This window comes from Nostoc sp. 'Peltigera membranacea cyanobiont' 232, from assembly GCF_002245985.1.
Lineage (GTDB): Bacteria > Cyanobacteriota > Cyanobacteriia > Cyanobacteriales > Nostocaceae > Nostoc.
This window is the reverse complement of sequence record NZ_NOLK01000075.1, coordinates 1-13451: the sequence shown is the minus strand read 5'-3', so window position 1 is coordinate 13451 and position 13451 is coordinate 1. Positions and strand designations below refer to the sequence as shown.

Genomic DNA, 13451 nt, shown 5'->3' with positions numbered 1-13451 from the left:
CTCGCTACCGCTAACAGCATTCTTTATTGTTGTTGAGTAGAGATTTGAATGACAAACTCTGTACCCAGTCCAACTTCTGAAGTGCAGGAGAGTGAACCGCCATGTCCTTCTACTACAATTTGCCGAGCGATCGCTAATCCCAATCCAGTGCCTTTTCCTACAGGCTTGGTGGTGAATAAATGATCGAATACTCGTTCCTTGACCTGCGATGACATTCCCACTCCGTTATCAGCAATCTTAATCAAAACGTGCTGACCTGAGTTTGCTACACGGGTTTGAATGGTGATGCAATTGGGGTTAGCTAGAATGGCTTCCAAACTCCGTTCTGTATTGTATTGTTCAAGTGCATCAATGGCATTTGCTAACAAGTTCATAAACACCTGATTAAGTTGTCCAGCAAAGCATTCCACTAGGGGTAGTTTGCCATAATTCTTCACTATATCAATTGCCGGACGGTTTTCATTAGCTTTTAAACGGTGTCTGAGAATCAGAATAGTGCTGTCAATGCCTTCGTGAATATCAAAGGGAACTTTATAATCTTTATCTGCTCTGGAGAAGGTTCGCAAACTGGTACTGATGCTACGAATACGGCTAACACCCAATTTCATCGAGTCCAGCAATTTAGGTAAATCTTCGCGTAAATAATTCAGGTCGATGGCATCAATTTCGTCTTGAATATCTGAGCCAGGATTGGGAAACTTTTCTTGATAAAGATTAACTAGTCCAAACAAGTCTTTGACATAATCTTTAGCTGGTTCTAAGTTGCCAGCAATGAAGCCAATAGGATTGTTTATTTCATGGGCAACACCTGCAACTAAATTACCAAGAGCAGACATTTTTTCACCCTGCACCAATTGCAATTGCATTGTTTGGAGTTCTTGCAAAGCTTGTTCTAATTGTTGCTTTTGCTGTTGCAGCAATTGTTGTGCTTCATGGCGTTCGGTGATGTTTTCAGATGTGCTAAGAATTCCAAAAATGTTTCCTTCTCTATCTTTTAAGGGAATTTTATTTGTATTCGACCATTTTTGTTTTCCGTCTACTTGCTGCACGGTTTCGATAATGTTGAGTTCCGCTTCCCCAGACTCCATGATGCGGCGATCGCGTGCTACAAAAAAATCTGATTGCTTACTAGCCCAGGGAAGATCGTAGTCTGTTTTACCAATAACATTTTTTGGCACTCCTAGACCCCAAGTTTGAGTAAAGTTATGGTTACAGCCTAAATAAACACTATTGCGGTCTTTCCAAAAAACAGACTGGGGGATATTGTCGATAATTAACCGCAAGAATTGTTCCGTCTGTCCCAGATTTTCTAAAGTATCTTGTGCTTGCTGATAAAGTCGGGCGTTTTCTAGGGAGATTGCGGCTTGAGTGCATAACAAATTGAGAATTTCGACGCGATCGCTGCTAAACGCCCCAGTAATTAGATTGTTTTCTAAATACAAAATCCCTAACAGTTTACCTTGATGCAGAATCGGCGTACACAGCAAGCTTTTGGGTTGCTGACGAATGATGTAGGAATCGGCGATCAGCATTGGATGGAATGTTGTATCAAGGATAACGGTAGGTTGCAGGGTGCGTTTAACGGTGTAAATTAGGCTATGGGGAACGTCTGCACTATCTTCCACAAAAATGGACTGTAACACCGTTGATTGTTGCCCAACTTGAGCAGTGGCCTCAACTACCAATCTACCTTCTTTGAGCAGTAGTAACGCACACTTATCTGCACCAGCATTTTCAATCACCACTTGCAGCAGCTTTGTAAGTAATTTATCCAGTTCAATTTCACTCGATAGAGTCTGAGATGCTTTGAGAACTGTTGCCAAATCGAGCATTATTGACGTATTGCTGCTAGATGTTACTGATTTATTAATGCTTGGGTGCAAGGTAGCAATGGTGTCAATATTTGCAAATGTTTCATCGGGCGTGAGTAGCAATCGCCTCTGTTGTAAAATTGGGGTTAGAAGTTGTGGATAACGTTGTTCTAAATCGTCAACTTTGGCTTTAGCGCCCCAGCGAGTGTAACAATAGTAAGCATTAATCAAATACTCTTGGGCAATGCGTTCTTTGCCCCATTCTAAATAAAACTTGGCTGCGAGTTCGTTAGCAAGAGCTTCTTCGTTCAGGTATTCGTTTTCTTTGGCTTTAGTAATGGCGCGATCGTATAACTCAATTGCATCTATATAATTGTTAGAAACTCTTGCCATTTCCGCAGACAACAAGAGATATCGATGGAGAAAGTTTTGTGGGCAATTATCCGCCCAGTTTTTTTGGATTTGTTGATGCTCTTGGATTGTGTCCCAATACTGCTTTTTCTTCTCTAATGTTGCATTGGGATAGATGGCTAACAAACTAAGCGGATAATAGAAATGATACTGAATAATTGGGAAGAACCCAGAGTTACAGCCAAGAGTTTTCTCAGCTTCTTGTGCCGATTTAATGGCATCTTCATAGCGATCATAAAGGTAAGACAATTGGATTTTAAGAAAGCAGTACCAATTAATTCCATGCTCAAAGTTATTCTTCTGTCTCCACACTTCTATATAGGGAATATCTTCGCCATTGCGATCGTCTAATAAATCGGTGTTTTGAGATATATCTTGCAGGTTCAATAAAAACTGCCTCTGTAAAGTAAACGCATACAGCATATTGGCATCATTTACCTGTTGGACATAGCTGAGATATTTTTCCGTTTCTGCGTAAACATCTGATAGGCGATCGCCCTTAATTAACATTGCCCAAATTAGAAACGAAACTGCCCAAACACCAAACACTAAATTTCCAGTTTCTTGACAGACTTGGAATGATTTTTGAGAAAACTGTAAATTAGTTTTTAAATGCTGACTATAGGGATTAATCGTGTGGGCAAAGATATTATTGGTCTTAAAAATAAATTGGCTGCTATTGAAGTGACGATCGAGTTTTATTGCCAATTTACCAAACTCATAGGCGGTTTGATAACTACCTTGATTTGCTAAACTCATTCCATATAGACAATAAGCAAAACCAGAACTTTCGGCATTGCCATAAGTCAAGGATAAACCGATCATTAATAAAGGAGCCAAACAACTAAGGTTTTGATCTCCTCCCATATAAGCTACTCCCCAAAGGTCAGCTAAAAGACTCATGCAGACTTTCTTCTCTGGATCTGTCATCTTCGGCAAATCGAATAAATCTGCTGTAAGAACCGTTTGCAGTTTAACTTTTAATTCTTTAAATTCAGTTGCGATCGCAGTTTGCTGTTCTTCAGAAGTAACAGGTAAATTCATCCCCATGATGCTTAAACCTTTCAGCCCAGCTTCAATGCCAGCTTCGAGATTTTCGCCCTGAGTCATTTTTAGGTACATCTGAATACCATAAATATTTGCCTTTTCAAATTTATTTTGGCTATGATTTAACGCTAAGTTAAATAACGCCTCTGCTTGGTTAAAATCTCCAGTTAAATATTCACACTCAGCAGATTCTCGAACTAAATTAAATATTAGTTGATAGTTATTTTGCCAACTTTCTTCTGCGAGCAATTTTCGTCCTAACGTGAAATATTTTACTGAGGCTCTATAGGCAGTTGAAGCTTTAGCTTTTTTCCCAGCAATTAGATTAAGTTGAGCTAGTTCATTTTTTTGTGATTGTTCATGAATTATATCAACTCCCTCATTTAACTGATTAACAATCTCAAATATGCTAGCTTCGATTAGTTCTGGCGATGTATTTTTTAAGAGTAATTGCCCAATTTTTAAATGAGTAGCTTTTCTTTGAGATTCAGGAATCAGAGAATAGGCAGCTTGCTGTACGCGGTCATGGAGAAATTTGTAAACTGTCATTTGTCCTTTGTCATTTGTCCTTTGCAAATGACTAATGACCAATGACTCATCCTGATAAAACTTGTAGACTTCATTGGTAGGGATAATTAACCCATCCTGTACAGCTTTCCAAAAGTCTGCGGCTGTTTCTACCTGGGATTTTTCATGGAAGATCGATAATGCTGCTAAATCAAATTGGTTTCCCACACAAGCCGCTAATTTCAAAACTTCTTGAGTTTCTGGTGATAACTTTTGAAGTTGAATTGCCATGAATTCTACGACATCATCGGTAAGAGCGATCGCTCGCACTTGAGCAATATCACATTCCCAATAACCACCATCAAAATTAAATGTAATTAGTTGGTCTTGATGTAACGCTTTCAGAAACTGGGTGCTGAAGAAAGGATTACCTTTAGTTTTGCTCAATACCAACTCTGTTAACGGTGTGGCTAATGCTAGGGAGCAACTCAATGTATCTGCAATCAAATGATTAACTGATGTTTGATCGAGGGGGGTTAAGGTAATCGTATTGACAGTAGCGCCCAACTTCCCAATCTCCTCCAAAGTCAGCATTAGGGGATGTACTGGGTTGACTTCATTATCTCGATAAGCACCAATTAATAGTAGATAGCCGATGTCAGCTTCGCTCATTAACAAGTGGATTAACTTTAAAGAAGCAGAATCTGCCCATTGCAGATCGTCAATAAAAATCGCTAATGGATGTTCTAGTGCAGCGAAGACTTGAGTGAATTTCAAAAACAGCAAATTGAAGCGATTTTGTGCTGCACTCCCAGAGAGTTCCGGTGCAGGAGGCTGTTTACCAATCATCCTTTCCAGTTCTGGAATCACCTCAATCATCACTTGTCCGTTCTCACCCAAAGCAGAGAGAATTTTGCACTTCCACTGCTCAAATTGAGCGTCAGTTTCACTGAGCATTTGCCTGATTAAGTCTCGAAAGGCTTGCACAAAGGCAGAGAAAGGGATGTTGCGCCCGAATTGGTCAAATTTACCTTTAATGAAGTAACCCCGTTGTCGGACAATTGGCTTGTGGACTTCGTTAACCACAGCAGTTTTGCCAATGCCAGAGAAGCCTGCTACCAACATAATTTCGGTGCTTCCCTGACTGACTCTTTCAAAGGCATCCAGTAAGCTTTCAACTTCGGCTTGGCGACCGTAGAGCTTTTCTGGGATGATGAAGCGATCGCAAATATCCCGCTCTCCTAATTGAAAGGATTTAATCTCTCCAGTTTCTTGTAATTGAGACAAACATTTTTCTAAATCAAATTTCAACCCTAATGCACTCTGATAGCGGTCTTCAGCATTTTTCGCCATCAATCTCATCACAATGTCACAAAGAACTTGGGGAATCTCTTCTTCCCCCCTGCCTCCTAATTCTTCTGGAAGCTTGGCAATATGACAGTGAACCAACTCCATCGGCTCATTAGACTGAAAGGGTAAATGTCCAGCCAGCAATTCATAGAAGGTAACGCCGAGAGAATAGTAATCACTGCGATAGTCAATTCCGCGATTCATTCGCCCGGTTTGTTCTGGGGAAAGGTAGGCGAGAGTCCCTTCTAAGACATTAGGACTGTGAACTTCCAGGGTTTCTTTGGGTAAAAGAGAGGCAATGCTAAAGTCAATCAACTTGACTTGCTGAGTTTCCGGGTTGATGAGGATGTTGGCAGGCTTGATGTCTTTGTGGATAATCCGATGGCGATAGAGTCCGTCAAGAATATCGCTCAGAGCGATCGCAATTTCCAAAAACTCTGTCAAACTATATTGCTTATCCCCCATTTTTCCGTTCATCCAATCTCTGAGGGAAATACCGCCAAAATCTTCCATCACCAAAGCATAGCTGTTGCGGTGAGGTTCCAGGCTGTAGGGACGAACAATGCCAGGTAGGTCAATATTTTTAGCGATTGTGTACTGATTACGAAATAGCAGCAGTTCGTTGAAGCTGGGATACTCCTGCTGGAGCAGTTTAATTACGACTGGAGTTAGATCGGTCTCTCGAATTGCACGGTAAACTAAGGTTCTAGAACCTGCATAAAGTTGTTCGCTAATTCGATAGTTCAAAAGCTTATCCATCGGCTCAACTGCTCTAGTCATACTCGATCAACTCTTGTTAAATCAGCTATTTAGTTAAAGTAGTTTGCCCAAAAATCAGCTTTTGCTAACGCAATTACGTTTTGTAACGGAGATTTAACCCCTAAACTTTGTTAAATAACTACAATACAAATTGAGCTAAGATACCCTATGACTCTCCAAGAACTAGAAAATCAAATCCTGGCACTACTTCCAACAGAAAAAGCGGCAATTATCCAAAGCCTAACTCAAACCATCAACATCGGGGCAAAAGGTATTACTAAAACACCCGGTATTTGTGGTGGAGAAGCTTGTATCGCTGGAACTCGGATTGCAATTTGGCTATTAGTTGAAGCGCGTCGCCTGGGAATTACTGAAGTCCAACTTTTGCAAGATTATCCTCATATTGGCGCGGCTGATTTAGTTAATGCTTGGATATATGCAGATGCTTATCCTGAAGAAATTGAAGCTGCGATTCGTGCTAATGAGGTTGCTTAAATCATGGCGCGTTTATACGCTGATGAGATGTTCCCACGGAAAGTTAGTGAACGTGTCTTTAACTCTCAAGCAAAACTCCCACTATTTCCGGTAAAATCAAGTTCTGAGGACTGTGGATTTGGGAGAAATTTGGGGTGCCTACACTTGGCGTTAACATTGACCACATCGCCACCATCCGGCAAGCGCGGCGGACGGTGGAACCAGACCCCGTAGCGGCTGCGGTACTGGCAGAATTAGCCGGTGCTGATGGAATTACGGTGCATCTGCGCGAAGATCGGCGGCATATCCAAGATCGGGATGTGCGGATATTGCGGCAAACAGTGCGATCGCATCTTAATTTAGAAATGGCCGCAACAGATGAAATGCTAGCGATCGCTCTCGATATCAAACCAGATTATGTTACCTTAGTCCCCGAAAAGCGCGAAGAAGTCACAACAGAAGGCGGACTAGATATTGTCGGGCAAATTGTTAGAATAGGTGAAATAGTCGATAAATTGCAAAGCGCTAACATTCCAGTTAGTTTATTTATTGATGCCGAACTAGCACAAATCGAAGCATCTGTCAAGGTGCAGGCACAGTTTATCGAATTGCACACCGGACAATATGCTAATGCTAAAGATGAAACAAATCGCCACCGAGAATTAGCCATATTAGCTAAAGGTTGTGAACAAGCGATTCAAGCTGGATTGCGAGTCAACGCTGGTCATGGACTCACCTACTGGAACGTCTATCCAGTGGCTGCGCTTCCAGGCATGGAAGAACTGAACATTGGTCATTCCATCATCAGCCGGGCAGCATTAGTAGGTATAGAAAGGGCAGTCCGCGAGATGAGGCAAGCTATAACAGGGAATGGGGCATAGGGCATAAAGAAGAGACAAGGGAGACAAGGGAGAGGGGGGAGACAAGGAAGAGACTATTCAATAATTCCCCCTTGTCCCCCTTGTCCCCCTCATCTCCCTCATCTCTCCCAATCCCCAATCCCCCAAAGAGGGGTTGTCACTGCGAAATCTAGAAATTGGGATCAAATCTTCAGCAAAAACTTCTATGAGCGCAACACAATCTAACAACCTGCCACTTTGGGTACAGGATAGAGATAAAGTGATAGCAGAAAGCACTGATGTCGAGTGGCGCTATCAGACACCGCCTGATTATTCTCATTCCAAAGAGAATCTTGCCCAAGAAAGTATCCACAATCACCTTGAAGGTACACTAGAAGCGATCGTGCAAAACTTGGTGCGAACCTTCGAGATGGAGGTATCTTTCAAAGCTAACCCGCAACAGTGGTTATCTATTGTCAATGAACAGTTTCGCGTGAGTACCAATGGTGGAGTAGAGTATACAGCAGCAGATGTATCAGCCCAAGGTACTTACAATTTATTTATGCCTGATTCAGAGCATTACAAGGCTTCAGAAGAAAGCTTTGAATCATCCGCAAAGGTCTTCCATACAACATTTCCTCAAGGATTTCCTTGGGAGGTGCTGGAAGTTTTCTCAGGGCCACCAAATGTCACATTCAAATGGCGGCATTGGGGACATTTTAACGGAGAATACAAAGGCCATGCACCGACTGGAGAGACAATAGAAATTATCGGCATGAGTATTGCAAAAGTTACTGATGACTTAAAGGTTATTTCCTTAGAACACTACTTCGACAATAATCTGTTCTTGGAAAAGCTAACATCTGGTGACAAACAGACAAATGCCCAAAAGCCGACAAGTGCTTGTCCGTTCAGTTCTTGGTTCAATAAATCTCGCAAGAGTTAGTTCGTAAGGGTACAGAATGTAGTACTGTGCCCTTACATGATTCACACAGCAACCAAAGGATGAAAATGCAAACATACTATTACGTTTTGGCAAGTCTTCGCTTTCTTCTCCAAGAAGAACCAATACACGAAGTTATCAAAGAACGCACTCGTCACTACCACGAACAAGAAAAACAACTAGATTTTTGGTTGGTTCAGCAACCTGCTTTCTTGGAAGCACCCGAATTTGCACAGCTAAAAGCAAAGTGTCCCCAACCAGCAGTAGCAATTATTTCTACAAATCCCCAATTTATTACTTGGTTAAAACTGCGTTTAGAGTACGTCATCACTGGAGAATTCCAGGCTCCTTCTGAGACAATACCAGATGCTTTGGCATCGTTGGCTACCGTATCTTAGATAATTGGGCATTGGGCATGGGGCATTGGTCAATCATCAATAGATTCTTCTCCCCCAGTCCCCAATCCCTAATTTTATTTTTGAGTTACAAAATATATTTTGTAACATTCCTTGCATTCCCATACTGAAGTAGCTAGGTTTTCAGCTTTTTTCTTATAAAATCTTCTAGGACACCTTGATTTACATAATCTAACTTTTGTGCATAGATTTCAGATTTTACCAAGTGTTTTAGGATTAGCTATCGCAGGGTTGATTGGTGGCATGAGTTCTGTTTTTGCTCAACAAGCCATTCCTATTTGTCAACCACCGACTTCGGGTGAGTATCTTTTATTAGTAGTCAGTCCCACAGCAAATAATCAAAAGCAGTTGCGTAGTGCCTTACCGCCTGAACTGAAGACCATTACCTGCAAATATCTCAACGAAACTGTGACGCGAATCGGGGGCTTTAAAAAAATTGATGATGCCAATAGATGGGCAAGGTATGTAAGTAATATTGTTGGCTTGTCTGCCATCATCACCACTCGACCGACAACAGCAGATGTGCAGCCACAGCAACAGGCACAGCAACAGCCACTTCAGCAGACAGTTAACTATAATCCCCAAGCATTAGGAGAGGGTTATGCAGTGTTGGTAGATTATTACAACCGTCCTGAACTAGTAAGTAGCGTACAGCAAGCAGTAGGCGGTAACGTAGGTTTTGTTTCTTATGGACAACGCCCTTATTTGCTAGCAGTATATACAACCAACCAAAGTGAAGCATACAACACATTACAGAAGCTGAACAATGGCGGTTTTGTTGCCAGCATAGTAGATAGTCGTAAGGTGATTCTGCTGCGCTCAACTGTGCGCTTGTAGTGATATTAAGTTTTCTGAAAGACTGATGCGATCTACCAAGTTGGTAATTTGTCAGTTGACAAATTACCAGTTATCAATTGAAAATAGTCGCTCAAACAAAAATTTATTGCCCTAGCTTAATAAGCAGACCTAGCTAACCAATAGATAGTTATACCCAAAGCCGACCCAGCTATTACCTGAACTGGTGTATGTCCGAGTAATTCCTTCAAACGGTCTTGGCTAAAGTCTGGTTTTTCATGAAATAATTCATCAATCATTTGATTGAGGATACGAGCTTGCTTACCAGCTGCTTGACGAACGCCGGCTGCATCATACATGACGATGATGGCAAAAATCATCGCAACGGCAAAATCAGGAGATGCCCAACCCAGCGTTTGCCCCACACCAGCCGCTAGAGCTGTAACTAAAGCTGAATGGGCACTGGGCATACCTCCGGTTGTTACCAAAACACGTACATTGAGTTTGCGATGTTTGACGATCTCCACTACGAGCTTTAATGCTTGAGCAATTAAACAAGCTACCAGAGCAACCAGCAGCACCCGGTTGTCTAAAATGTTGCCTATGTCCTGCATGGTATTTTGGTTAGGTTAGTAAATATTAGCAGCAGTTGTTGGTTGAGGAAACATTTAGATTCAACCCAAAATCCAAAATTAACCTAGTACATCATGGCGAAAACAGACCAATTATTCAAAATTGCCCAAAAGCCGATCGAATAAGCTTTTTGAATTTTGAATTTTGAATTCTGCTGGGCGGTAGTAGTACAGCATCGTGTAAATAAACCACCCACTCCCAATGAATGAAACCCTTGCGGTATAAGATTTTATCATGCCACAAAGCGTTGCTAATTATTGCGGCTGGTAATAAAATGAGCGATCGCTTGGAGTTGCTTGGCTTTCTCTCCAAATGCTTCTAATTCCACACAAGCTGCTTCAACTAACTCTTGGGCTTTTGAGCGTGATTCCTCAAGTCCCCAAAGGCTGGGATAGGTCACTTTCTGGGCTTTTTGGTCTTTACCAGCTGTTTTACCTAATTGCTCTTGGGTAGAAGTGATATCCAAAATATCATCTATGATTTGGAATGCTAGCCCAATATTTTGAGCATAACGGGTCAGTCGCTGCACATCTTCAGGTGATGCCCCAGCGACGATCCCACCACAAACTACAGAAGCTTCCAAAAGGGCGGCCGTTTTGTGTTTATGAATAAAATTTAGCGTTTCTAGGGAAATATCGGATTTACCTTCCGACTCTAAATCGACAACTTGACCGCCAACCAAACCAGCTGCCCCCAGCGCCCTACCAAGACGGACAACTACCTGCAAGACTAGCTCTCTCTTAACGCTTTGGGGGGTTTCAAGGGCAACAAACTCAAAAGCGAGTGCCAACAAGCCGTCCCCAGCTAAAATCGCCACATCTTCGCCATAGACTTTATGATTGGTCAGCTTTCCCCGACGATAATCGTCATTATCCATCGCTGGGAGGTCGTCATGAATCAACGACATTGTGTGGATCATTTCCACTGCACAAGCTGTTGGCATAGCCATTTCAATAGTTCCACCGATCATTTCACAGGTAGCAAGACAAAGAATGGGACGTACACGCTTGCCTCCAGCTAATAATGAATAGCGCATCGACTCATAAATCTTTTCTGGATAAATGATGGGGATAGCCCGATCCAAAGCATTATCGCAAAGCTTTTGTCGCTCTTTTAGATAGACTGCTAAGTTAAACGTGGCTTCCTCTGGTGGTATCTTTTGAACGTTATCAGTTGCTACCATTCTTTAATTCCTGACATTTTGGGATTTTCGTCTCATCCGTCACAATTTTAAGGTGCTGTGGCGCTGAAATAAATGAAGAATTAGGAGTTAGGAATTGAGAGTTGACAGTTAGGAGTTAAGAATTAGGATTAATAATTCTTAACTTTTAACTCCTCACTCATAACTCCTCACTCTCTTTCTTTTCTTGCCGCTTTGGAATAGCTGTTAAATGTATTTTGCAACAATATGGCTACAGTCATAGGGCCAACACCGCCAGGGACAGGAGTGATAAATCCTGCTATAGCAGCTGTTGATTCAAAGTGGACATCGCCAATTAAGCGACTTTTGCCACTAGCATCGGTGACGCGATTCATTCCCACATCTACCACAACAGCACCTGGTTTTACCATATCAGCAGCGATCAATCCAGGACGACCGACTGCTGCAATTAGAATATCAGCATTTTGGGTGATGGCTTTCAGGTCATGCGATCGCGAGTGAGCGATCGTGACTGTGGCATCAGCTTCTAATAACATCAATGCCATAGGTTTACCCACCAAAATACTGCGTCCCACCACTACTGCCTGTTTTCCCTGCAAGGGAATCTCATAAGCTTCTAAAAGCCGCATTACACCATCAGGAGTACAGCTGCGTAAACCAGTTTCTCCCCGTACTAATCGCCCCAAATTAACTGGGTGTAATCCATCAGCATCTTTATCAGGATCGATTTGATGTAGCAGAGTCACAGCATCCAAGTGGTTAGGTAAGGGTAGCTGTACCAGAATGCCATCCACCCGTTCATCTTGGTTTAGTGCAGCTATGACCTCTTCTAACTCTTCAAGGGTTGTTTGGGCTGGGAAATGCTTACCAAAAGAGGCGATGCCAACCTTAGCGCAGGCTTTTTCTTTATTGCGGACATAAGCGGCTGACGCTGGGTTATCGCCAACCATCAACACTGCTAAACCTGGGGGTCGTCCAATTTTTGGTTGTAATTGTGTAATAGCAACAGAAAGTTCTTGCTGAATTTTTGCTGCTATTGCTTTACCATCAAGAAGTTTGGCAGTTTTTGTTTCCATAAAAATTCCTAACTAATCTATAATTCGCCTTTTGTCCGAAGTCTGGAGTAGAAATATTGACTATTGACTTTTAATTATTAATGTGTATCTGTTTGATGTCGTAGCGTTTCTCTCAGAGTAAAACCATAATGCTTATTTTCTCAGATCGACAGCTTTATCTGAAGAATAAAGAATTACAGGATGAAATTCAGAACATTTTTTGCTCTGTTGAGAGTGTGTTTCTGAAACCGCAGAGAATATTATAGATGGGAACTGACCTGATGAAACTGGCGACAAACCAAGCAGTGAAGCAAAAATTTGCTCAATCGATGGCTTTCATGCAACAAACAAAAAATTTGTCCCTTTCGTTCTTGTACGGACACAGGATTGTTCCCTACCGCCTTGGGTTGATTTTTTTATTGGTAGTGGGACTTTCTAGTTGTGGTAGTTTAACCTCGCCTGGCTTGAATGGGACTAATTTTAAAATTGGTACCAATGTCACCCCAATTCGAGAAATTAAACCAGAACAAGACAATCAGGCTACAGTTTACATCCAAGGTCAGGTGGAAAACCAAGCTCCTTTAATGAAGCAATGGGCTTATCAAATTAATGACTCCACTGGCAAAATTTGGGTTGTCACCAATCAAAAGAATCTGGGTAAGGGAGCGCAAGTGGTGATTAAGGGTAAAGTTCGCTACCGAAGTATCCCTTTAGGTGGTAAAGAATTGGGGGAAGTTTATCTAGAAGAAGAATAATTAGCAATTAAAAATTAATATATGAACAATCAACCGGTGCATGTAGCGATCGCAATTCTCTATCAACAAAACAAGTTTCTCATGCAACTACGCGACAACATCCCCGGTATTCTCTACCCTGGTTATTGGGCGCTATTTGGCGGTCATATCGAAGCTGGTGAAACGCCAGATATAGCAGTGAAGCGAGAAATTTTAGAAGAAATCGGCTACAACCTACCACCCTTTGTGGAATTTGGCTGTTATCCCGATGAAAGAGTTGTCCGTCATGTCTTTCATGCACCACTCTTGGTGGAATTCAATCAACTGGTTTTGAATGAAGGCTGGGATATGGGATTATTGACCCCAGAAGATATCCACCAAGGTAACTGTTATTCGCAAAACGCTGGCGAAGTCCGACCTTTGGGAAATATGCATCGGAGAATTATGTTGGATTTTATGGGGATAAATTCTTAATGGGGATTAGGAATTGGGCATTTGGTTATTAATTCTTCTCC

11 protein-coding genes are annotated in these 13451 nt (G+C 41.9%); 7 read left to right on the top strand and 4 right to left on the bottom strand.

Annotated elements, in window-relative coordinates; translation table 11 throughout:
• Positions 1–23 precede the first annotated feature (23 nt).
• Positions 24–5906 (bottom strand): trifunctional serine/threonine-protein kinase/ATP-binding protein/sensor histidine kinase, encoded by a 5883-nt coding sequence (locus tag CDG79_RS22865; protein ID WP_094344178.1) that lies wholly within the window; start codon positions 5904–5906, stop codon positions 24–26.
• Between the two features lie 147 nt (positions 5907–6053).
• Here CDG79_RS22865 and CDG79_RS22860 point away from each other — a divergent pair, with 147 nt between their 5' ends.
• The 5 genes from CDG79_RS22860 to CDG79_RS22840 all read left to right on the top strand — a co-directional run bounded on the left by CDG79_RS22860 (position 6054) and on the right by CDG79_RS22840 (position 9394).
• Entirely contained in the window at positions 6054–6380 is a 327-nt protein-coding gene (locus CDG79_RS22860; RefSeq protein ID WP_094344177.1) for a DUF433 domain-containing protein, read from the top strand.
• A 134-nt stretch (positions 6381–6514) separates the two neighbouring features.
• Positions 6515–7240: a pyridoxine 5'-phosphate synthase gene (locus CDG79_RS22855; RefSeq protein WP_094344176.1), complete on the top strand. Its 726-nt coding sequence runs from the start codon at positions 6515–6517 to the stop codon at positions 7238–7240.
• Between the two features lie 184 nt (positions 7241–7424).
• The gene (locus tag CDG79_RS22850) at positions 7425–8144 is read left to right on the top strand and encodes a SnoaL-like polyketide cyclase (protein WP_094344175.1); all 720 of its coding nucleotides are present in this window, start codon (positions 7425–7427) and stop codon (positions 8142–8144) included.
• Between the two features lie 65 nt (positions 8145–8209).
• The gene (locus CDG79_RS22845; RefSeq protein WP_094344192.1) at positions 8210–8539 is read left to right on the top strand and encodes an MgPME-cyclase complex family protein; all 330 of its coding nucleotides are present in this window, start codon (positions 8210–8212) and stop codon (positions 8537–8539) included.
• Between the two features lie 198 nt (positions 8540–8737).
• The gene (locus tag CDG79_RS22840; RefSeq protein ID WP_094344174.1) at positions 8738–9394 is read left to right on the top strand and encodes a hypothetical protein; all 657 of its coding nucleotides are present in this window, start codon (positions 8738–8740) and stop codon (positions 9392–9394) included.
• Positions 9395–9510: 116 nt separating this feature from the next.
• Here CDG79_RS22840 and CDG79_RS22835 read toward each other — a convergent pair whose 3' ends face one another.
• The 3 genes from CDG79_RS22835 to folD form a co-directional block, all read right to left on the bottom strand.
• Positions 9511–9966, bottom strand: coding sequence for a divergent PAP2 family protein (locus CDG79_RS22835; protein ID WP_094344173.1), 456 nt, complete (start codon positions 9964–9966; stop codon positions 9511–9513).
• A 269-nt stretch (positions 9967–10235) separates the two neighbouring features.
• Positions 10236–11168 carry a geranylgeranyl diphosphate synthase CrtE gene (gene crtE / locus CDG79_RS22830; RefSeq protein WP_094344172.1) on the bottom strand — a complete coding sequence of 311 codons (933 nt, stop codon included), beginning with the start codon at positions 11166–11168 and terminating at the stop codon, positions 10236–10238.
• A gap of 167 nt (positions 11169–11335) precedes the next feature.
• Complete coding sequence (folD, locus tag CDG79_RS22825) at positions 11336–12223, bottom strand: bifunctional methylenetetrahydrofolate dehydrogenase/methenyltetrahydrofolate cyclohydrolase FolD (RefSeq protein ID WP_094344171.1); 888 nt, start codon at positions 12221–12223, stop codon at positions 11336–11338.
• A 260-nt stretch (positions 12224–12483) separates the two neighbouring features.
• Between folD and CDG79_RS22820 the strand changes: the two genes are divergently transcribed.
• Positions 12484–12957 carry a hypothetical protein gene (locus tag CDG79_RS22820; RefSeq protein WP_223278269.1) on the top strand — a complete coding sequence of 158 codons (474 nt, stop codon included), beginning with the start codon at positions 12484–12486 and terminating at the stop codon, positions 12955–12957.
• A gap of 21 nt (positions 12958–12978) precedes the next feature.
• Entirely contained in the window at positions 12979–13410 is a 432-nt protein-coding gene (locus CDG79_RS22815) for an NUDIX hydrolase (protein ID WP_094344170.1), read from the top strand.
• The last annotated feature ends 41 nt before the right edge of the window (positions 13411–13451 follow it).